Source organism: Cellulomonas wangleii, from assembly GCF_018388445.1.
Lineage (GTDB): Bacteria > Actinomycetota > Actinomycetes > Actinomycetales > Cellulomonadaceae > Cellulomonas > Cellulomonas wangleii.
In genome coordinates this window covers 1489078-1510607 of record NZ_CP074405.1, presented here as the reverse complement: position 1 = coordinate 1510607, position 21530 = coordinate 1489078, and the positions used below count along the sequence as shown (strand labels likewise).

Below are 21530 nucleotides of genomic sequence, written 5' to 3'. Positions count from 1 at the left end.
CTCAACCCGTTCGACGACGGCGACGACCCGGCCCGCGACCCCGACGCGCGACCCGTGGACGAGCCGCCGACCCCCGCACCGGTCCTCGACGCGCCGGCGGACGCGCACCCCCGCGACGACCTCCCCGCGGGCGGCGACGCCGCCGCCGCCACACCCGGCGACGCCTCGCCGGCAGACCCGGTGCGGCACGCGCGGGTGCCGTTCTGGTCACGTCGCGCGACGCGGGTCGTCGGCGGCGCCGTCCTGCCGCTCCTGCTGCTCGCCGCGTGGCAGTACGTCACGACGGCAGGGCTCGTCGCCCCGTACCAGCTGCCCAGCCCCGCGTCGGTGTGGGCTGCCGCCGTGGACCTCGCGGGGCGCGGCGACCTGGCGACGCACGTCGCCATCTCCGTCCAGCGCGTGCTGGTCGGGTTCGCGCTCGGCGGCGGCGTGGCGCTCGTCGTCGCGGCCGTCGTGGGGCTGTCGCGGGCGGGGGACGTCCTGCTCGCCCCGACGCTCGCGGCGATCCGCGCGGTCCCCTCGCTGGCGTGGGTCCCGCTGCTCATCCTGTGGATGAAGATCGGCGAGGACTCCAAGGTCACGCTCATCGCGATCGGTGCCTTCTTCCCGATCTACACGACCGTGGCGGCCGCCCTGCGGCACGTCGACCCCCAGCTGGTCGAGGCCGGGCGCGCCTTCGGTCTGCGCGGTGTGACGCTCTTCCGCTCGGTCCAGCTGCCGGCGGTCCTGCCGGCGGTCATGTCCGGGCTGCGCCTGGCCCTGGCCCAGGCGTGGCTGTTCCTCGTCGCCGCCGAGCTCATCGCGTCGTCGATGGGGCTGGGCTTCCTGCTCACCGACTCGCAGAACAACGGGCGGGTCGACCGGATCCTGCTCGCGATCGTCCTGCTGGCGCTCATGGGCAAGCTGACCGACTCGGTCGTCGCCCTGGCCGAGAAGCAGCTGCTGCGGAGGTTCGCATGACCACCCTGACCGCGCTGCAGACCGAGACGCGCACCTACCCCGCGCCCGCGCACCTCGCCGCGTCCTCGAACGTCCGCCCCGAGGACTGGGCACGCGCCGAGGCCGACCCCGTCGCGTTCTGGGAGGAGGCCGCGCGCCGCCTGGAGTGGGCCACGCCCTGGCACACCGCTCACACCTGGTCGCCGCCGGTCCCCGTCGAGGGCGGTGAGCCCGACGAGCTCACGGTCCCCGAGGCCCGCTGGTTCGTCGGCGGACGCCTCAACGTCGCCGTCAACTGCGTCGACCGGCACGTCGCGGCCGGCCGTGGCGACAAGGTCGCGCTGCACGTCGAGGGCGAGCGCGGCGACCGCCGCTCGATCACGTACGCGCAGCTCCAGCGCGAGGTCGCGCAGGCCGCGCACGCGCTCACCGAGCTCGGGGTGGGCCCGGGCGACCGCGTCGTCGTGTACCTGCCGGTCATCGCCGAGACGGTCGTCGTCACGCTCGCGATCGCGCGCATCGGCGCGGTGCACTCACTCGTCTTCGGCGGGTTCTCCGCCGAGGCCGTGCGGTTCCGCGTGCAGGACACCGAGGCGAAGGTGCTGGTCACCAGCGACGGGCAGTTCCGCCGCGGTGCGGCCGTCGAGGTGAAGTCCGCCGCCGACGAGGCGGTCGCCGGGCTCGGCCACGTCGAGCACGTGCTCGTCGTGCGCCGCACCGGCCAGGACGTCGCGTGGACCGACGGGCGCGACGTCTGGTGGCACGACGTCGTCGACCGCCAGCCCGACGTGCACGAGGCCCACGCGTTCGACGCCGAGCACCCGCTGTTCGTCATCTACACCTCGGGCACCACGGGCAGGCCCAAGGGACTGGTGCACACGTCGGGCGGGTACCTCACGCACGCCGCGTGGTCGCACTGGGCGGTCTTCGACGCCCAGGACGACGACGTGCACTGGTGCACCGCCGACCTCGCCTGGGTCACGGCGCACACGTACGAGATCTACGGGCCGCTGGCGAACGGGCTCACGCAGGTCATCTACGAGGGCACCCCGGACACCCCGCACCGCGAGCGCCACCTCGAGGTCATCGAGCGGTACGGCGTCACCACGTACTACACGGCCCCGACGCTCATCCGGACGTTCATGACGTGGTTCGGGGACGACCTCCCGACCGGGCACGACCTGTCGAGCATCCGCCTGCTCGGGACGGTCGGCGAGGCGATCAACCCCGAGGCGTGGGTGTGGTTCCGCCGCACGTTCGGCCGGGACGAGGCACCGGTCGTCGACACGTGGTGGCAGTCCGAGACGGGCGCCGCGATGATCGCGCCCGTCCCCGGCGTCACGACGCTCAAGCCCGGCTCGGCCACGCGGCCGCTGCCGGGGATCGCCGCGAAGGTCGTCGGGGAGGACGGGGTCGAGGTCGCACCCGGCCAGGGCGGGTTCCTGGTCGTCGAGCGCCCCTGGCCCGGCATGGCGCGCACGGTGTGGCGCGACCCGCAGCGGTACCTCGAGGCGTACTGGCGGCGGTTCGCCGGGCACGGCCCGCACGGCGGGTACTTCCTGGCCGGCGACGGCGCGTCGTACGACGAGGACCGGTTCGTCTGGCTGCTCGGCCGGATCGACGACGTCATCAACGTCTCCGGGCACCGGCTGTCGACCATCGAGGTCGAGTCCGCGCTGGTCGCGCACCCCGCTGTCGGCGAGGCCGGTGTGGCCGGGGTCGCCGACCCCGTCACCGGGCAGGCCATCGCGGCGTTCGTCGTGCCGAGCACCCCGCCGGGCCCGGTCGAGGACGTCGACGCGTGGCTGGCCGCGACGCTCACGCTGCGTGAGGAGCTGCGCGCGCACGTGGCGCGCGAGATCGGCCCGGTGGCCAGGCCGCGCCACGTGCTGGTCGTCCCCGAGGTCCCCAAGACGCGCTCGGGCAAGATCATGCGCAGGCTGCTCACCCAGCTCGTCGAGGGCACCACCCTCGGCGACACGACGTCCCTGCAGAACCCGTGGGCGGTCGACCAGGTCGGCACGCTCGTCACCGCCGGTCTCCCCCGCTGACCGGCCGGCCGACCTGATGACCCACCCCCAGAACAGGAGCACCGTGAGCGAGCACCGCTTCGGCTTCCGCACCCGCGCCCTGCACGCCGGCGGCATCCCCGACGCCACCACCGGTGCGCGCGCCGTGCCGATCTACCAGACGACGTCGTTCGTCTTCGACGACACCACGGACGCCGCGAACCTCTTCGCGCTGCAGAAGTACGGCAACATCTACTCCCGCATCGGCAACCCCACGGTCGCCGCGTTCGAGGAGCGCATCGCGTCGCTCGAGGGCGGCATCGGCGCGGTCGCGACCGCGTCCGGCATGGCCGCCGAGTTCCTCGTCTTCGCGGCCCTGGCGGGCGCGGGCGACCACATCGTCGCCTCGGCGCAGCTCTACGGCGGCACCGTGACGCAGCTCGACGTGACGCTGCGGCGGTTCGGCGTCGAGACGACGTTCGTGCCGGGCACCGACCCGGCGGACTACGCCGCCGCGATCCGCCCGGAGACGAAGGCCGTCTACACGGAGGTGATCGCCAACCCGTCGGGCCAGATCGCCGACCTCGCCGGGCTGGCCGAGGTCGCGCACGCCGCGGGTGTGCCGCTCGTCGTGGACTCCACGCTGTCGACGCCGTACCTCGTGCGACCCCTCGAGCACGGCGCGGACATCGTCATCCACTCCGCGACCAAGTTCCTCGGCGGGCACGGCACCACCCTCGGCGGCGTGATCGTGGAGTCCGGGCGCTTCGACTGGGGCAACGGCCGGTTCCCGACCATGACCGAGCCCGTCGCGTCGTACGGCGGCGTGCGCTGGTGGGAGAACTTCGGCGAGTACGGGTTCCTCACCAAGCTGCGCTCGGAGCAGCTGCGCGACATCGGCCCGGCCCTGTCGCCGCAGTCGGCGTTCAACCTGCTGCAGGGTGTCGAGACGCTGCCGCAGCGCATCGACGCCCACCTGGCCAACGCGCGCGAGGTCGCGACGTGGCTCGAGACCGACCCCCGCATCACCTCGGTGCTGTGGGCCGGGCTGCCCTCGCACCCGCACCACGAGCGCGCGCAGCGGTACCTGCCGCTGGGCCCGGGATCGGTGTTCGCGTTCCGGCTCGCCCCCGCGGGCGACGTCGCGGGCCGCGAGGTGGGACGCCGGTTCATCGAGTCGCTGCAGCTCGCCAGCCACCTGGCGAACGTCGGCGACGCCCGCACCCTGGTGATCCACCCCGGGTCGACGACGCACCAGCAGCTGTCCGCAGCGCAGCTCGAGGCCGCCGGCGTGCCGGAGGACCTCGTGCGCATCAGCGTCGGCATCGAGGACGCCGAGGACATCCTGTGGGACCTGGACCAGGCGCTGACCGCCGCCACCGGCACGACACGGGAGGACGCCCGATGAGCGCACGCACCTGGCAGGGCCCCAGCGCCCCCGAGCGGCTGTCGATCCTGCGCGCCACGCGCTCGATCGCGATCGTGGGGGCGTCGAGCAACCCGGCCCGCGCGTCGTACTTCGTCGCGACGTACCTGCTGTCCAGCTCGCCGTACGACGTGTACTTCGTCAACCCCCGCGCCGACGAGATCCTGGGCCGGCCGGTGTACCCGTCGCTGGACGCGCTGCCCGTCGTCCCGGACCTCGTCGACGTGTTCCGTCGGCACGACGACCTGCCGACGGTCCTCGACGAGACCCTCGCGGTGGGTGCGAGGACCCTCTGGTTGCAGCTGGGGTCCTGGCACGAGGACGTCGCCCGGCGGGGCGAGGAGGCCGGGCTCGACGTCGTCATGGACCGCTGCGTGAAGATCGAGCACGCCCGGTTCCACGGCGGTCTGCACCTGGCCGGGTTCGACACCGGCGTCATCTCCTCGCGGCGCGCGCTCGGCTGAGGACGCCGGACGGGTGGGGCGTCAGTCGTCGGGGAACCACACGGCCTGACGCACCCGCACGCGCCGCCCGTCGGCCGTCAGGGGCGCGCCCTCCGCACGCAGATGCGCCAGCGCGCGGTCCCGGTGGTGCGCGGGCGGGTCACCGGCGGCCGTCACGACGCGCCACCACGGGACGGCTCCCCCGGTCGCCATGGCCCGCCCGACCTGGCGCGGGCCGCCGCGCGCGGGCCGACCCGCGGCGCTCGCGCGGTCCGCGAGGACCTCGGCGATCAGCCCGTACGTCATCACGCGGCCCGGCGGGACGGCCGCGACGAGCCGGTGGACCTCCTCGACGTAGTCCTCCTCGGCGCCCCCGACGTCCTGCCCGGGGCGGCCGACCCTCCCGGGGCCCGTCCCGTCGCCGTCGTCCGGTCGTCCACGGGGCACCACCGGACCTGCCACGTCAGCTCCGCCGCACGACCACGACGGCGCGGTCGTCGTCCTCCGCCGCGCGCACGCCGGCCAGCACCTCGTGCGCGCTGCCGGGCCGGGCGGCGACCACGGCCTCGACCACGCCGAGCAGCCGGTCGATGCCCTGGTCGACGTCGCGACCGGGCGCCTCGATGAGCCCGTCGGTGTAGAGGACGACGACGTCGCCCGGAGCCAGGACGCCGGTCACCGTCCCGGGGCGCATGTCCTCCAGGATGCCCAGCGCGACTCCGCCCGCCGCGTCGAGCACGTCGATCCGTCCGGACCCCGCGTGCAGCACGGCGGGCGGCGGGTGCCCCGCGCTCGCGACGCGGAAGCGGCCCGTGCTCAGGTCGAGCGCCAGGTGGACGGCCGTGGCGAACCCCTCGTCCCAGCCCTGCTCCAGCAGGTACCGGTTCGCGGCCGGCAGGAACTCGTCGGCCGGCAGCGCCCCCAGGAGCCCTCCGAGCGCACCCTGCAGCTGCAGCGCCCGGACGCCGGCGGCCTGGCCCTTGCCCGACACGTCGACGAGCACCACCTCGTACGAGCCGCCGCTGCGGTGGGCGACGACGAAGTCGCCGGAGAACGCGGCACCGTGGGCGGAGCGCACCTCGGCGTCGGCCTGCCACCGTCCGGGCAGGGCGGGCAGTCGTCCGCCCGCGCTCAGCCGGTCCCGCAGGTCGACGAGCATGAGGGCGCCGGGCGCCCCCTGCAGGCCGAGCCGCTCGCGCTCGACGCCGAACGTGACCACCGCACCGCACCCCAGCACGAGCACGACGACCTGCCCCGGGTCGACCGACCCTCCCGCCGTGAGCGCGGCCGTGAGCAGCACCACGGACGCGACCAGCACGAGCAGCGCCCGCCAGCGCAGCACGAAGGCGCCGACGAGCAGCAGCAGGAGCAGCCCGGAGGGCGCGAACCACGCCGGGCGCCACAGCACGGCCACGGCGTACAGGACGGCGGCGAGGCACAGCGCGCCGCCCACGAGCGGCTGCGGGCCGCCCGCCCACCCGGCCAGGACGCGCCACACCCAGCCGCTCGGTGCCGGGCGCGGTGTCGTCACGGGGTCGAGCCTAGGCGGGCGCCCGCGTGGCCCCGGGCAGGGGCGCCCGTGCGTCGTGCCGGGAGACAAAGGCCGTGCAGCCACCGTGACCGAGCACCAGGATGACCCCCATGAGCGCCCTGCCTCCCGGATACCGCACCGTCGCCGTGCCCGCCGACCGGCTCGCCGAGTTCCGCACCACCGACCAGCTCGCGTTCGCCTCGGTCCCCGACCCGGAGACCGAGGCGTCGCTGCCGTTCCCGATCCCGCAGGAGCGGATGATGGCGGTCGAGGCGCCGGACGGCACGTTCGCCGCGGTGCACGGGTCCTACGAGTTCGCGATGCCCGTGCCCGGCGGCACCGTGCCCTGCGCAGGCCTGACGTGGGTCGCGGTGCGGCCCGACCAGCGCCGTCGCGGGCTGCTGCGCGCGATGATCGCCACCCACCTGGAGCGGTCGCTGGGACGCGGGGAGCCCGTGTCGGCGCTCTTCGCGGCGGAGGCGGCGATCTACGGCCGGTTCGGCTACGGCAGCGCCGCCGACGACGTCCGGCTCACGCTGCCCCGCGGGGCGGCCCTGCGCCCGGTGCCCGGCAGCGACGCGCTGACCGTCCACCTGGAGCGCGTCGACCCGGACCGCCACGCCGACCTCGTCGAGGACCTGGGACGGCGCGCCGGCGCCGGACGACCCGGCTGGATGCCGCGCGCTGCGGCCCCGCTGCGGGTGCGGGCCGTGGCCGACCCGCCGGCCTGGCGCCACGGGTTCGAGCCCCTGCTGCTCGCCACGGTGCGTGACGGCCGGGAGGTCCGCGGCCTGGCCCTGCTGGCGCGGAAGGAGGCGTGGGGCGAGGCAGGACCCGACTACACGGTGCAGGTCCGGCTCGCCGCCGCGCTGGACGCCGCCGCGACCCACCGCCTGTGGACCTTCCTGCTCGACCTCGACCTCACCACCCGGGTCGAGACGCCGGTGCTGCCCGTCGACGACCCGCTGCTCCACCTGCTCGTGGACCCCCGCCCGGCGCGGCGCCGCCTCGCCGACAACCTGTGGGTGCGGCTGCTGGACGTGCCCGCGGCGCTGACCGCGCGACGGTACGCGGCCCCGCTGGACGTGGTGCTGGACGTGACGGACGACCTGCTGCCGCAGAACGCCGGGCGGTGGCGGGTCGTCGCCGACCACGCGGGTTCCGTCGACGTCGCGCGCACCACGGCCGACGCCGACGTGCGGCTGGACGTCCGCGAGCTGGGCGCCCTGTACCTCGGGGGCCGCTCGGCCGCCGCGCTGGGCGACGCCGGGCTGGTGACGGGCGAGGCCGCCGCGCTCGGGACACTGACCACGGCGTTCCTGTCGCCGCGAGCGCCGGTGTGCCCCTGGAACTTCTGATCCGGGCAGAACGGGAGCCGGTCACGGATCGGTCACAACCGGCATCGGGCCCTTGTCGTACTTAGTTCATTAACTAAAGTTACGACTGGTCGGCCTGCATCCCTCCCGACGAGGTGGTCGCCGTGTGCACGACGACGTCCACACAGCTCGAAGGGATCGACGATGAACCTTCCCCGCAGACGATGGCCACTGGCCGTCGCCGTCACCACCGCCGCCGCCCTGACGCTCGCCGCGTGCTCGGGCGACCCGATCGACGCCCCGCAGGAGACCCCGGACGTCGAGGGGCTCGCCGAGGCGCAGTCGCTGGTCTCGGAGTACCCCCGCGAGGAGACCGTCTTCACCAGCGGCGCGCAGTGGGGGCCCCCGTCGAGCTGGAACCCCATCCCCCAGTCGGGCGAGGCCACCGGCGTGCGCGGCCTGCTCTACGAGCCGCTGTTCTCGTTCGACCCCGCGACCCTCGAGCTCGAGCCGTGGCTCGCCGAGCGCGGTGAGTGGACCGACGCCGACACGTACGTCCTCACGCTGCGCGACGGCCTGACGTGGCAGGACGGCGAGGTCCTCGACGCCGAGGACGTCGTCTTCACCGTCGAGCTGGGCAAGGTCCCGGACGTGCGCTGGAGCAACCTGTGGACGTGGCTGTCGAGCGTCACCGCCACGGACGCCACGACGGTCACCTTCGAGTTCTCCGACCCGCGGTACCAGGAGTGGGACAACTTCCTCTACACGAGCTCGGTGCTGCCCCAGCACATCGTGTCGACGTGGGCGGAGACCGACTACAACTCCAACGCGAACGAGGACCCGATCGGTTCCGGGGCGTTCCGGTACTCGACCCACGGCCAGGACCGGATGGTGTGGGAGCGAAACGACGACTGGTGGGGCACCGAGGCGCTCGGCCTGGAGTTCCCGATGACGTACGTCGTGGACATCGTCAACCCGTCGAACGAGGTCGCCCTCGGCCTGCTGCTGCAGGGCGGGCTGGACCTGAGCAACAACTTCCTGCCGGGCGTGCAGACGCTCGCCGACAGCGACAAGCTCGGCACGTACTTCGACGAGGCGCCGTACATGCTCTCGGCCAACACGGCCGTGCTCGTGCCCAACGCCACGCGCGCGCCCATGGACGACGCCGAGTTCCGCCGCGCCATGGCCTTCGCGATCGACGTCGACAAGATCGTCGCCAACGCGTACGGCGGCATCGTCCAGAAGGCGCACCCCACGGGCCTGCTGCCCGCGTACTCCTCCCTCTACGACAAGGCCGTCGTCGACGAGCACGGCTTCGAGTACGACGCGGACGAGGCCGCCTCGATCCTCGCGGCCGCCGGGTACGAGGACACCGACGGTGACGGGTTCGTCGAGACGCCCGAGGGCGAGAAGATCGAGCTCGACCTCATCGTCCCCGCCGGCTGGACCGACTGGATGGAGTCGGCGCGCGTCATCGCCGAGGACCTGCAGGCCGCCGGCATCGACGTCACGGCCGACTTCCCCGACTCCGGTGCCGTGGACGACGCCCGCTCCAGCGGGGACTTCGACCTGCTCATCAACAACTGGGCCGGCCTGAGCAACACCCCCTGGACGTACTACAACTACCTGTTCCACCAGCCGGTGCGTGACCTGCAGCTGGTCGGCAACTTCGGCCGGGTGCCCGACGCCGGCGCGTGGGCGCTCGTCGAGCAGCTCTCCCGCACGGCGAGCGACAGCCCGGAGTACGCACGGATCATGGGCGAGCTGCAGGAGATGTCCCTGACGCAGATGCCGATGATCCCGCTCTGGTACAACGGCCTGTGGGCGCAGTACAACACGTCGACGTGGGGGAACTGGCCCACCGACGGCGGTGACTCCACCGCCTACCCCAGCACCTGGGGCGGCTTCTGGCAGATGGGTGGCCTGCGCACCCTGGCGGCGCTGCAGCCGGCCGGCTGACACGCACGGTCCTGCCCCCGGGCGCGCGACGGCGCGCGTCCGGGGGCAGGGCCGACGTCCCCGCCCGCTCCGAGCCCCCTGGGACCGCCGTGCGCACCTACCTCGCCCGCAAGGGCACCATCTACGTCCTGACCTTCTTCGTCGCGGTCACGCTGAACTGGCTGATCCCGCGCCTCATGCCCGGTGACCCGGTGCAGCGGATGATCTCCCGCGCCGGCGTGCAGCACCCCGAGTCGATCGGCCCGATGGTCGAGTACTACGAGCGCCTGTTCGGGCTCGACATGCCGGTGTGGCAGCAGTACCTCAACTACTGGGGCTCGCTGCTGCGGGGCGACCTCGGCGTGAGCATCTGGCTCTTCCCGTCCCCCGTCGAGGACGTCATCCTCCGGGCGGTGCCCTACACCCTCGGGCTCATGCTCCCGGCGATCCTGCTCAGCTGGGTCGTCGGCAACTGGATGGGCGCGGCCGCCGCGCGGCGCAAGGCGCTCGACAACACCGTGCTGCCCGCGTCGTACCTGCTGACCGCGACGCCGTACATGTGGCTAGCGATCCTCCTGGTGTGGGGCCTCGGCGTCGTCGCCGGGTGGTTCCCCGTGGCCGGGGGCTACGACTTCGGCAGGCGCCCCACGACGTCGATGTCGTTCGTGCTCGACGTCCTGCACCACTGGTTCCTGCCGTTCCTGTCCCTCTTCCTCGTCTCGCTGGGCGGGTGGGCCATCGGGATGCGGAACCTCATCATCTACGAGCTGGAGTCGGACTACGCGAACTACCTCGCGGCCCTCGGGGCACCGCAGCGCCTGATCCGGCGGTACGCCTTCCGCAACGGGCTCCTGCCGCAGATCACCGGCCTGGCCCTGCAGCTCGGCACCGTCATCGGCGGGGCGCTGGTCACCGAGGTCGTCTTCGCCTACCCGGGCCTGGGGTACCTGATCCTGCAGGCCGTCCAGAACGCCGACTACTTCCTGCTGCAGGGCGCCCTGCTGTTCGTGGTCGTCGGGGTGCTGGTGGCGAACTTCGTCATCGACCTCGTGTACGTCGTCGTCGACCCGCGCACGCGGACCGGACTGCAGGGAGCCTCCGCATGACCGTGCCCAGCCCCGGACCCGCCACCACCGTGGCGGACGACGCACCCGACGCGGGTGCCGCCCTCGACGTCCCGGACGCCGGCCCCCGGCGACTGCCCGGACGCCGCCACGAGGTCCTGTACTTCGCGCTGCGCAACCCGAAGGTCGTCGGGGCGGCCGTGGTCATCGTCGGCCTCGCGCTGCTCGGGCTCGTGGGCCCGCTGTTCGCCGACCACGGGCCCAACGACTACGCCGGCCCGACCATGCAGCCGCCGTCCGGGGAGTTCTGGTTCGGCACCACGATGTTCGGCCAGGACGTGTGGGTGCAGTTCGTCGCCGGGCTGCGCAGCACGTTCCTCGTCGGGATCCTCGGCAGCGTGGTCGCCGGCGTCATCGGCATGACGATCGGGTTCGTCGCGGGCTTCCGCGGCGGCTGGGTCGACGAGCTGCTCAACATGCTGACGAACGTCGTGCTCGTCATCCCGGGATTCGTGGTCCTCATCGTCATCAACACGTACCTCGGGGTGCGCAGCGTGCCCATGCAGGCGCTCTACATCGGCCTGTTCAGCTGGCCGTGGGTGGCCCGCGCCGTGCGCGCGCAGACGTTCTCCCTGCGGGCCCGGGAGTTCGTCGACCTCGCGCGGCTGTCCGGCGTCCCGACGCGCACGATCATCGTGCGCGAGGTCGCACCGAACATGTACTCGTACCTGTTCATGACGTTCGTGCTGCTGTTCGGCGGCGCCATCCTCACGGCCGCGTCGCTGGACTTCATCGGCCTGGGCCCCACGAACGCCGTGTCGCTCGGTCTGATGATGAACCAGGCCGTCCAGTGGAGCGCCCTGCACCTGGGCATGTGGTGGTGGTTCGTCCCGCCCGGCCTGGGGATCACCCTGCTGGTCGGGGCGCTGTACGTGATGAACGTCGGGCTCGACGAGGTGTTCAACCCCAAGCTGAGGGAGATGTGACATGAGCCTGCGGGTGGACGACCTGGCGGTGCACTACCGCACGACGCGCGGCGACGTGCAGGCCCTCGACGGCGTCACGTTCGAGATCGCGGACGGCGAGATCATGGGCGTGGCCGGCGAGTCGGGCTGCGGCAAGACGACGCTCGGCAAGGCGCTGATCCGGCTCGAGACCCGGATGAAGCACGTGCGGGGCACGGTGAGCCTGGACGGCGAGAAGCTGCCGATCGCCGACGACCGTGCGATGAACCCCTACCGGTACCGGAAGGTCTCGCTGATCCCCCAGTACGCGATGTCGGCGATGAACCCGACGCGCAAGATCGGGCGGATGATCCGCGAGCTGGTCACCGCCAAGGGCGTGGCGTACGAGGACGTGCGGCCCGAGCTGGAGCGCCGGCTGCGCCTCGTCGGGCTCGACGAGGCGATCCTGGGCCGCTACCCCATCGAGCTGTCCGGCGGCATGAAGCAGCGCGTCGTGCTCGTCCTGGCGACCCTGCTCGACCCGTCGCTGCTCATCGGCGACGAGGTGACCTCCGCGCTGGACGTGACCAGCCAGAAGGCGGTGGCCCGCGCGCTGGTGGAGTTCCGCGACCGGGAGTTCGTCCGGTCGGTCGTCGTGGTGACGCACGACATCTCGGTTCTCTACCAGATGGCCGACACGATCCTCGTGATGTACGCCGGCCGCCTGGCGGAGAAGGCGTCGGCGACCACCGTGATCGACCAGCCCCTGCACCCGTACACGAAGATGCTCGTCGGCGCGCTGCCGAAGGTCGGCGAGCGCTACGACGACCGGCGGCTGACCGGGATCGTCGGGCGGCCGCCGTCGCTGCTGGACCCACCGGCCGGGTGCCGGTTCCGTGACCGGTGCCCGCTGGCGATGGCGAGGTGCGAGGAGCAGCCCCCGTTCCTCGAGGTGGCCCCCGGCCACCAGGTCGCGTGCTGGGCGGTGGCGTGATGCTCGAGCTCGTCGACGTCCACAAGGTCTACCGGGTCGGCACGTTCGGCGGCGGCACGGTGCACGCCGTGCGGGGCGTCTCGTTCGACGTCCGCCCGGGCGAGGTCGTCTCCCTCATCGGGGAGTCCGGGTCCGGCAAGTCCACGATCGGCCGGATGGTGCTGCGGCTCGCGAACGCCACGTCGGGGTCGATCAGGTTCGACGGCACCGACGTGGTCTCGCTGCGTCACCGTGGCCTGCGGGACTACTACCGCCACGCGCAGGGCGTCTTCCAGGACCCGTTCTCGTCGTACAACCCGATCTTCAAGGTCGACCGCACGTTCGACACGCTGCGCCGCTCGTACTTCCCGCAGGTCGCGGGCCGCGAGTGGGACGAGCGCGTCCACGACGCGGTGCACTCCGTGGGCCTCGAGCCCGCCGAGGTGCTGGGCAAGTTCCCGCACCAGCTCTCGGGCGGCCAGCTCCAGCGTCTGCTCATCGCCCGCGCGCTGCTGCTCGACCTGCGGCTGCTCGTCGCCGACGAGATCATCTCGATGCTCGACGCCTCGACCCGCATCGACGTGCTCAACCTGCTCGGCGACCTCAAGGACCGTGGCCTGGGCATCCTGTTCGTCACGCACGACCTCTCGCTGGGCAGCTACGTCAGCGACAAGGTCGTCATCCTGCACCAGGGCCGCGTCGTCGAGCGCGGGGCCACGGCGGCCGTGTTCGCCGACCCGAGGCACCCGTACACGCGCACGCTGCTGGCCTCCGTGCCGCAGCTCGACCGCCGGTGGGAGGACATGGAGGCGGACGAGGAGCGCCGCGCGGCCGCGCTCGGCGACCGCTGCCTGTACCACGAGCAGGTGGGCGCCGACGCGCCGGACCTCGGGCTCGCGGAGGTCGCGCCGGACCACCTCGTCGGGTGCTTCCGGGACGCGGCCGACGCCACCTGCCCCGGGGTGGGCGCGACCGTGGCGGGGTGAGCGCCACCGGGGGCAGGATGTCGCGATGACCGCACCCGGGTACCGCACCCTCGTCGTCCCGGCCGCACGCCTCGACGAGTACCGCCGCGCCGCGGCCCTGACCTTCCCCATGGTCGGCGACCCGCTGCTCGACGACAGCCTGCCGTTCGCGGTCCCGCCCGAGCGGGCGGTGGCCGTCGAGGCACCCGACGGGCAGCTGGTCGCCACGCACGGGTCGTACCCCTTCCGGCTGCCCCTGCCCGGCGGGGCCGTGCGCTGCGCCGGGCTGACGTGGGTGGGCGTGCGGCCCGACCACCGACGCCGGGGCCTCATGACGTCGATGCTGCGCGCTCACGCCGAGCGGTCGCTCGCGCGCGGCGAGCCGGTCTCCGCGCTGTTCGCGGCCGAGGCGGCGATCTACGGGCGGTTCGGCTACGGCAGCGCCTGCGACGAGGTCCGGCTGACCCTGCCGCGCGGGGCGGCGCTGCGGCCCGTCGAGGGCTCGTCGGGCCTGGCGGTCCAGGTCGAGCGGTTCGACGCCGCGACGCACGCGGACCTCGTCGAGGACGTGCACGTGCGCGCCGGGGCCGGTCGCCCCGGCTGGATCGCGAGGACGCCGCGCGCGCTGCGCGACCGTGTCCTCGCGGACCGTCCCGCGGCACGCGGCGGTGCGGAGCCGCTGCTGCTGGCGACCGTGCGACGCGGCGACGACGTGCGCGCCCTGGCGCTGCTGGCGCGGCGCGAGGAGGCGGACGAGACCGGTCCGCGGTTCACCGTGCAGGTCCGGCAGGCCTCCACGCTGGACCCTGCGGCGACCCACCGGCTCTGGTCGGTGCTGCTCGACCTCGACCTCACCGCGAGCGTCACGACGCCCGCCCTGCCCGTCGACGACCCGCTGCTGCAGCTGCTCGTCGACCCGCGGCCGGGACGGCGGCGGGTGACCGACAACCTCTGGGTCCGGGTGCTCGACCTGCCGGCCGCGCTGGGCGCCCGGCGCTACGCCGCGCGGCTCGACGTCGTGCTGGACGTGGGCGACGCGTTCCTGCCCCGCAACGCCGGGCGCTGGCGGCTCGTCACCGACGCGGACGGTGCCGCCGAGGTGACCCGGACCGACGCCGAGCCCGACGTGCGGCTCGACGTGCGGGAGCTGGGCGCGATGCTCCTGGGCGGACGCTCGGCGGCCGCCCTGGCGACCGCGGGTCTCCTCGACGGCCCGGCGGACGCCGTCGACCGCCTCGCGGTGGCGTTCGGCTCGCCGCTCGCCCCCGTGTGCCCGTGGCTGTTCTGACCGGCGGTCAGCCGCGCGCGGCCTCGTAGTCCGCGAGCTGGTCAATCCGGCGCTGGTGGCGCGGGTCGCCGCTGAACGGCTCGGCGACGAACAGGTCGACGAGCTCGATCGCCTCGTCGACGGAGTGCTGCCGGGCGCCGATCGCCACGACGTTGGCGTCGTTGTGCTGACGTCCCAGGCGTGCGGTGTCCGCGTTCCAGGCGAGCGCGGCCCGCACCCCGGTCACCTTGTTGGCGGCGATCTGCTCACCGTTGCCCGAGCCCCCGATGACGACACCCAGGGACCCCGGGTCGGCCACGACGGCCTCCCCCGCGGCGAAGCAGAACGACGGGTAGTCGTCCTGGGCGTCGTACTCGAAGGCCCCGTGGTCGACGACCTCGTGGTCGGCGGCCCGCAGATGCTCGACGAGCGCGACCTTCAGCTCGTACCCGGCATGGTCGGCGGCGACGTGGATGCGCATGTGCTCATCCTGCCGCAGCGTGGCACCCCCTGACGTCACCGGGAGTTCGTAGGCTGTCCCGCATGACGCGCAGCGGACTCCCCCTGGACGACCTCGACCCGGCCGTCCGACCCCAGGACGACCTCGACGAGTACGTGAACGGCCGGTGGGCCGCGGCCCACGTGATCCCGCCCGACCGCGCGATGGACGGCCCCTTCCGGGCCCTGTACGACGAGGCCGAGCGTCAGGTGCTCGACATCATCACCGACGCGGCCGCCGGTGCGGGCGACACGACCGGCGTCGAGGCGAAGATCGGCGCCCTGTACTCGAGCTTCATGGACGCGGACGCCGTGCAGGCGGCGGGCGTCGAGCCGCTGCGGGAGGACCTCGCGCTCGTCGACGGCGCGACCGGGAGCGCCGAGCTCACCGTCGCGCTGGGCACGCTGCAGCGCACCGGCGGCGCCTCGGTGGTCGACCTGTACGTCGACAACGACGCGAGGGACCCCGACACGTACGTCGTGCACCTCGTGCAGGGCGGCCTGGGGCTCCCCGACGAGGCGTACTACCGCGAGGAGCAGCACGCGGCCGTGCGCGAGAAGTACCTGCCCCACGTCGCGCGCATGCTGCGGCTCGCGGCGCCCGTCTCCGCCGTGGTCGCCGCGGGCGACCCGGACGACCTGGCGGCACGCGTCGTGGCCCTCGAGACCCGGCTCGCCGCGCACCACTGGGACGTGGTGAAGGACCGTGACGCCGAGCTCACCTACAACGCCCTGACGCTCGAGGAGCTCGCGGCGCGCGCCCCCGGCTTCGACTGGCGCGCGTGGGCCGACGCGCTGGGCGCACCCGCGGGTGCGCTGGACCGGCTCGTGGTCCGCGAGCCGTCCTTCGCCGAGGGCCTGGCCGCGCTGTGGACCGAGGTCCCCCTCGCGGACTGGCAGGCGTGGGCCACGTACCACGTGGTCTCGTCCCGTGCGCCGTACCTCACCGACGAGGTCGTCGAGGCCAACTTCGACTTCTACGGCCGCACGCTCTCGGGTGCGCCGGAGGTGCGCGAGCGCTGGAAGCGCGGCGTCTCCCTGGTGCAGGGCGCGCTCGGCGAGGCGGTCGGCAAGGTGTACGTCGAGCGGCACTTCCCGCCGTCGCACAAGGACCGCATGGACACGCTGGTCGCCCACCTCGTCGAGGCGTACCGCGAGTCGATCACCTCGCTGGAGTGGATGGGTGAGGAGACGCGGCAGCGCGCGCTCGACAAGCTCGACCGCTTCACGCCGAAGATCGGCTACCCCGCGCGGTGGTGGGACTACTCCGCGCTCGTCGTGCGCGCGGACGACCTGGTCGGCAACGTGCGCCGCTCGCACGCGTTCGAGCTGGACCGCGAGCTGCACAAGATCGGCCGGCCCATCGACCGTGACGAGTGGTTCATGACGCCGCAGACCGTCAACGCGTACTACAACCCGGGCATGAACGAGATCGTCTTCCCCGCCGCGATCCTGCAGCCCCCGTTCTTCGACGCCGACGCGGACGACGCCGTCAACTACGGCGGCATCGGCGCGATCATCGGCCACGAGATCGGTCACGGGTTCGACGACCAGGGCTCGAAGTACGACGGCGACGGCCGGCTGCTGGACTGGTGGACCGCCGACGACCGCGCGGAGTTCGAGCGCCGCACCAAGTCCTTGGTCGACCAGTACGCGCAGTACTCCCCGCGCCAGCTCCACGGCAGCCACAAGGTCAACGGCGAGCTGACGATCGGCGAGAACATCGGCGACCTCGGCGGCCTGGCGATCGCGGTGCGTGCCTACGGCATCGCGCTCGGGCGGCCGGTGGAGCAGGCACCCGTGATCGACGGGTTCACGGGCCTGCAGCGCCTGTTCATCGGCTGGGCCCACTCGTGGCGGACCAAGGGCCGCGACGAGGAGATCATCCGCCGCCTCGCGGTGGACCCGCACGCACCGGACGAGTTCCGGTGCAACGGCGTGGTGCGCAACATCGACGAGTTCTACACGGCGTTCGACGTGCAGCCGTCCGACGCGCTGTGGCTGGACCCCGAGAGCCGCGTCCGGATCTGGTGACCCGCAGGCGTGCGGCCCGGGCGACCCGGGCCGCACGCCCGTCCGGCGCGCACGTCCTCGAGGCGCTGCCCGCCGCTGCCCGGAGGCGGTCGCTCAGGGCAGGGCGGTCCACTGCGCGCGCGCCAGCCGGAACCCGATGCCCGCGGCGTCGGTGCAGGTCACGCCGTCCTTCCCCGAGGCACAGGTGTACCCGCCCTGGGTCTCCTGCGCGCCGTACGCGAGCTCGGCACGGTCCGGCGGCAGCTGCGGCACCCCGTCGTCCTCGCACACGAACCGGAACCCCTCGGCGTCGAGCCGCACGACGTGACCGGTCGGCGACTCGCACCCGGTGACCCGGGGCGCCGCGTACGTGAAGCTCCTGATCGTGCAGACGACGCCCTCGGGGCTCATCTCGCAGGCGATGTTGCCGCTGGGCAGGTCGAACGCGACCGACTCCGAGGACCCCGGCTCGTCGTCGTCTCCGGCGGCGGCGTCCGCCACCGCGGTGGGCGTCGGCGTCGCGGCCGCCGGCCCCGGGGCGTCGCCGCCCCGGGGCAGCGTGATCAGCAGCACCACCAGCAGCAGCACCAGCAGGACGTCGACCAGCAGGAACACCTGCATCCCGCGGCTCAGGCCCCGCAGCGGCCCCATGCCGTTCACTCCTGGTGCGTGGCCGGTGCGTCGAACACCGGGCCCTGCGTGCGGGTGCGCTTGAGCTCGTAGAAGCCGGGGACGCTGGTGACCAGCGCCAGACCGTCGAACAGACGCCCCGCGGCCTCGCCCGTCGGCGCCGGGGTGATGACGGGCCCGAAGAACCCGACCCCGTCGACCGCCACGACCGGCGTGCCGACCTCGTCGCCGACCAGGTCCATGGCGGCCCGGTGCGACGTGCGCAACAGGTCGTCGACCTCGTCGGTCGCCGCGACGTCGGCCAGCGCGGCGGGCAGCCCCACCTCGGCCAGCGACTCGGCGACGATCGCGGCGGTGTCCGTGCGGCCACCGGGGTGACGGCGCGTGCCCATCGCGTCGTAGAGCGGCTTGAGGACCTCGTCGCCGTGGTCGCGCGCCGCGGCGACGAGCACGCGCACGGGCCCCCACGACTCGGCCATGAGCCGCTGGTACCCGTCGGGCAGGTCACGGCCCTCGTTGAGGACCGACAGGCTCATGACGTGCCACCGGACGTCGACGTCCCGCACGCGGGTGACCTCGTCCATCCACCGTGACGTCATCCACGCCCACGGGCAGACGGGGTCGAACCAGAAGTCCACGACGGGCACACCGAGCTCCTCTCACCGACGGTCGTGGCCGAGTGTGCCCTCTCCCGCCTGGCGACGCACATCCCGTGCGCGCTCCGAGGTCGGCGCGGGCCCCCGTGGCATGATCGTGCGGTCGCGCACGTGCGACACCGCAGCGTCCTGCGCACCGACCGACCCGACCCCGCGTCGCCGCCGACCGCCACGCCGCTGCCGCCGTCCATCGTGGCCACCGCCGCAGAACGATCGGAGAACGTCCGTGCCCGGAGAGAACCTCACCCGCGCCGAGGCCGCCGAGCGGGCCGCGCTCGTCCGCACCCACGCGTACGACGTCGAGCTCGACCTGACGACGGGGCCGACGACGTTCACCTCGCGGTCGACCGTGCGGTTCTCGGCGACGGCCGGCGCGAGCACCTTCGTCGACCTCATCGCGCCCACCGTGCACGAGGTCGTGCTCAACGGCCGTCGGCTGGACCCCGCGGACGTGGTGGCGGACTCCCGCATCCGGCTCGACGACCTCGCCGCGGAGAACGAGCTGACCGTCGTCGCGGACTGCGCGTACATGAACACCGGCGAGGGCCTGCACCGGTTCGTCGACCCGGTCGACGACGAGGTCTACCTCTACAGCCAGTTCGAGGTGGCGGACTCGCGGCGCGTCTTCGCGGTGTTCGAGCAGCCGGACCTCAAGGCGACCTTCACGTTCACGGTGACCGCGCCGGCCCACTGGACGGTGGTGTCGAACTACCCGCAGCTCGGCGAGCCGCAGCGCGTCGAGGGCGGCCGCAACCGCAACGGCGGCCGGGACGACGGCACCGCCACGTGGCGGTTCGACACGACGCCGCCGATCTCCTCCTACATCACGGCGATCATCGCCGGCCCGTACCACGGTGAGCACGGCGAGCTGACGAGCAGCGACGGCCGCTCGATCCCGCTGGGCGTCTACTGCCGGTCCTCGCTGGCCGAGCACCTGGACACCGACAACATCCTCGACATCACCCGCGCCGGGTTCGCGTTCTACGAGGAGCGGTTCGGCCACCCGTACCCGTTCGCCAAGTACGACCAGCTGTTCGTCCCCGAGTTCAACGCCGGGGCGATGGAGAACGCGGGCGCCGTCACGTTCCTCGAGTCGTACGTGTTCCGGTCGAAGGTGCCCGACGCGACCGTCGAGCGCCGGGCCGTGACGATCCTGCACGAGCTCGCGCACATGTGGTTCGGCGACCTGGTGACCATGCGCTGGTGGGACGACCTGTGGCTGAACGAGTCGTTCGCGGAGTACGCGTCGACGCTCGCGACGGCCGAGGCGACGCGGTGGACGAGCGCGTGGACCACGTTCTCCTCCCTCGAGAAGTCGTGGGCCTACCGGCAGGACCAGCTGCCCTCGACGCACCCGATCGTCGCGGACATGCGCGACCTGGAGGACGTCGAGGTCAACTTCGACGGCATCACGTACGCCAAGGGCGCCTCCGTCCTCAAGCAGCTCGTCGCGTGGGTCGGCCAGGACGAGTTCTTCGCGGGTGTGCGCTCCTACTTCGCGAAGCACGCGTGGGGCAACACCCAGCTGCGCGACCTGCTGACCGAGCTCGAGGCCACGAGCGGGCGCGACCTGTCGGCGTGGTCCGCGCTGTGGCTGGAGCAGGCGGGCGTCACGCTGCTGCGCCCCGAGATCGAGGTCGACGCCGACGGCGTCATCACGTCGTTCGCCGTGCTGCAGGAGGTCCCTGCGGAGCACCCGGTGCAGCGGCCGCACCGCCTCGCGGTCGGTGGGTACGACCTGCAGGGCGAGGGCGACGACGCGCGCCTGGTGCGCACCGTGCACGTCGAGCTCGACATCGACGGACCGCGCACCGAGGTGCCCGCGCTCGTCGGGGTCCGGCGGCCCGCGCTGCTGCTGGTCAACGACGACGACCTCGCGTACGCCAAGGTCCGCCTCGACCCGCAGTCGCTCGCGACGTCGGTCGCGCACCTGGACAAGTTCACCGACTCGCTGCCCCGGACCCTGGTGTGGGGCGCGGCGTGGGACGCGACCCGGGACGGCGAGACCTCGGCACGCGACTTCGTCGAGCTCGTCCTCGGCAACATCGCGCACGAGACCGACTCCTCGGTCATCCTCGTGCTGCTGCGCCAGCTGACCACAGCGCTCGACCTGTACGTGGCGCCCGAGCACCGCGAGGCCACCGCCACGGGGGCGGCCGACCGGCTCCTCGCGCTCGCCGAGGCGGCGCCCGCCGGCTCGGACCAGCAGCTGCAGCTCCTCAAGGCGTTCGCCGCCCGGGCACGCACCGACGCCCAGCTCGACGTCGTCACCGAGGTGCTCGACGGTCGGCGCACGCTCGACGGCCTGTCCGTCGACACCGACCTGCGGTGGGAGCTCCTCACCGCCCTGGTCGCCGGGGGTCGCGCGGGCGACGCCGACATCGCGGCGCAGCAGGCCGCCGACGCGACGGCCACCGGGCAGCGGGCCGCCGCGGCCGCGCGGGCCGCCGTCCCGACCGCCGAGGCCAAGGAGCGCGCGTGGGCCGCGGTCGTCTCGGGCGACGACCTGCCGAACGCCCTCCAGGCCGCGACGATCAGCGGGTTCGGGCGCGTGCACGACACGACGCTGCTCGTCCCGTGGGTCGAGCCGTACTTCGCCGAGCTCGAGCGGGTCTGGGCGGACAAGACCAACGAGATGGCCCAGAACGTCGTCGTCGGCCTGTACCCGACGGCGCTCGCCGACGACCCGCGGGTCGACGTGCTGGGTGCCACCGACGCGTGGCTCGCCGGGCACCCGGACGCCCCCGCCGCGCTGCGGCGGCTCGTGGTCGAGTCCCGCGACGGTGTGCGTCGTGCGCTCGCCGCGCAGCAGGCGGACCGCGCACGCGACTGACGTGACACCGACGGCCGGGCACGCGGGTGCCCGGCCGTCGGCGTGTCCGGGGTGCGGGTGAACGGGTGGGGTGAGCGGGTGGGGT

18 protein-coding genes are annotated in these 21530 nt (G+C 73.4%); 13 read left to right on the top strand and 5 right to left on the bottom strand.

Features of this window, described 5'->3' with window-relative positions:
• Window positions 1-180: 180 nt before the first annotated feature.
• From KG103_RS07010 to KG103_RS06995, 4 genes are read left to right on the top strand one after another with little or no spacing between them, the layout of a single operon-like run.
• On the top strand, window positions 181-960 hold the full coding sequence (locus tag KG103_RS07010; protein WP_207340808.1) for an ABC transporter permease: 780 nt from the start codon (window positions 181-183) through the stop codon (window positions 958-960).
• Window positions 957-2990 carry an acetate--CoA ligase gene (acs, locus tag KG103_RS07005; RefSeq protein WP_207340604.1) on the top strand — a complete coding sequence of 678 codons (2034 nt, stop codon included), beginning with the start codon at window positions 957-959 and terminating at the stop codon, window positions 2988-2990. The genes KG103_RS07010 and acs overlap by 4 nt, the downstream gene beginning before the upstream one ends.
• 43 nt (window positions 2991-3033) lie before the next feature.
• Window positions 3034-4356 carry an O-acetylhomoserine aminocarboxypropyltransferase/cysteine synthase family protein gene (locus KG103_RS07000; protein WP_207340605.1) on the top strand — a complete coding sequence of 441 codons (1323 nt, stop codon included), beginning with the start codon at window positions 3034-3036 and terminating at the stop codon, window positions 4354-4356.
• Entirely contained in the window at window positions 4353-4838 is a 486-nt protein-coding gene (locus tag KG103_RS06995) for a CoA-binding protein (protein ID WP_207340606.1), read from the top strand. Before KG103_RS07000 ends, KG103_RS06995 begins: the two co-directional genes overlap by 4 nt.
• A 21-nt stretch (window positions 4839-4859) precedes the next feature.
• On the opposite strand, the gene KG103_RS06990 is transcribed toward KG103_RS06995, so the two are convergent.
• Window positions 4860-5264, bottom strand: a complete 405-nt coding sequence (locus tag KG103_RS06990; protein WP_207340607.1) for an MGMT family protein — start codon at window positions 5262-5264, stop codon at window positions 4860-4862.
• A gap of 16 nt (window positions 5265-5280) precedes the next feature.
• On the bottom strand, window positions 5281-6348 hold the full coding sequence (locus KG103_RS06985; RefSeq protein ID WP_249670835.1) for a PP2C family protein-serine/threonine phosphatase: 1068 nt from the start codon (window positions 6346-6348) through the stop codon (window positions 5281-5283).
• A gap of 110 nt (window positions 6349-6458) precedes the next feature.
• Here KG103_RS06985 and KG103_RS06980 point away from each other — a divergent pair, with 110 nt between their 5' ends.
• From KG103_RS06980 to KG103_RS06950, 7 genes are all read left to right on the top strand, one after another.
• Window positions 6459-7706: a GNAT family N-acetyltransferase gene (locus KG103_RS06980; protein ID WP_207340608.1), complete on the top strand. Its 1248-nt coding sequence runs from the start codon at window positions 6459-6461 to the stop codon at window positions 7704-7706.
• 162 nt (window positions 7707-7868) lie between these two features.
• Window positions 7869-9623 (top strand): ABC transporter substrate-binding protein, encoded by a 1755-nt coding sequence (locus tag KG103_RS06975; RefSeq protein ID WP_207340609.1) that lies wholly within the window; start codon window positions 7869-7871, stop codon window positions 9621-9623.
• Window positions 9624-9712: 89 nt separating this feature from the next.
• Entirely contained in the window at window positions 9713-10708 is a 996-nt protein-coding gene (locus tag KG103_RS06970) for an ABC transporter permease (RefSeq protein WP_249670834.1), read from the top strand.
• Window positions 10705-11652: an ABC transporter permease gene (locus KG103_RS06965; protein ID WP_207340610.1), complete on the top strand. Its 948-nt coding sequence runs from the start codon at window positions 10705-10707 to the stop codon at window positions 11650-11652. Before KG103_RS06970 ends, KG103_RS06965 begins: the two co-directional genes overlap by 4 nt.
• Window position 11653: 1 nt before the next feature.
• Window positions 11654-12604, top strand: coding sequence for an ABC transporter ATP-binding protein (locus KG103_RS06960; protein ID WP_207340611.1), 951 nt, complete (start codon window positions 11654-11656; stop codon window positions 12602-12604).
• Window positions 12604-13569, top strand: a complete 966-nt coding sequence (locus KG103_RS06955) for an ATP-binding cassette domain-containing protein (RefSeq protein WP_207340612.1) — start codon at window positions 12604-12606, stop codon at window positions 13567-13569. Before KG103_RS06960 ends, KG103_RS06955 begins: the two co-directional genes overlap by 1 nt.
• A 25-nt stretch (window positions 13570-13594) precedes the next feature.
• The gene (locus tag KG103_RS06950) at window positions 13595-14836 is read left to right on the top strand and encodes a GNAT family N-acetyltransferase (protein WP_207340613.1); all 1242 of its coding nucleotides are present in this window, start codon (window positions 13595-13597) and stop codon (window positions 14834-14836) included.
• A 7-nt stretch (window positions 14837-14843) separates the two neighbouring features.
• Here KG103_RS06950 and KG103_RS06945 read toward each other — a convergent pair whose 3' ends face one another.
• Window positions 14844-15296 carry a ribose-5-phosphate isomerase gene (locus KG103_RS06945; protein ID WP_207340614.1) on the bottom strand — a complete coding sequence of 151 codons (453 nt, stop codon included), beginning with the start codon at window positions 15294-15296 and terminating at the stop codon, window positions 14844-14846.
• A gap of 62 nt (window positions 15297-15358) precedes the next feature.
• Here KG103_RS06945 and KG103_RS06940 point away from each other — a divergent pair, with 62 nt between their 5' ends.
• Window positions 15359-17347 (top strand): M13 family metallopeptidase, encoded by a 1989-nt coding sequence (locus tag KG103_RS06940; RefSeq protein ID WP_207340615.1) that lies wholly within the window; start codon window positions 15359-15361, stop codon window positions 17345-17347.
• A gap of 93 nt (window positions 17348-17440) precedes the next feature.
• Here KG103_RS06940 and KG103_RS06935 read toward each other — a convergent pair whose 3' ends face one another.
• Both KG103_RS06935 and KG103_RS06930 read right to left on the bottom strand, forming a co-directional pair.
• Window positions 17441-17977, bottom strand: coding sequence for a hypothetical protein (locus KG103_RS06935; RefSeq protein WP_207340616.1), 537 nt, complete (start codon window positions 17975-17977; stop codon window positions 17441-17443).
• 5 nt (window positions 17978-17982) lie between these two features.
• A complete protein-coding gene (locus KG103_RS06930) occupies window positions 17983-18603 on the bottom strand; it encodes a mycothiol-dependent nitroreductase Rv2466c family protein (RefSeq protein WP_207340617.1) in 621 nt (206 codons plus the stop codon).
• Window positions 18604-18838: 235 nt separating this feature from the next.
• Here KG103_RS06930 and pepN point away from each other — a divergent pair, with 235 nt between their 5' ends.
• Entirely contained in the window at window positions 18839-21445 is a 2607-nt protein-coding gene (gene pepN / locus KG103_RS06925) for an aminopeptidase N (RefSeq protein ID WP_207340618.1), read from the top strand.
• Window positions 21446-21530 lie beyond the last annotated feature (85 nt).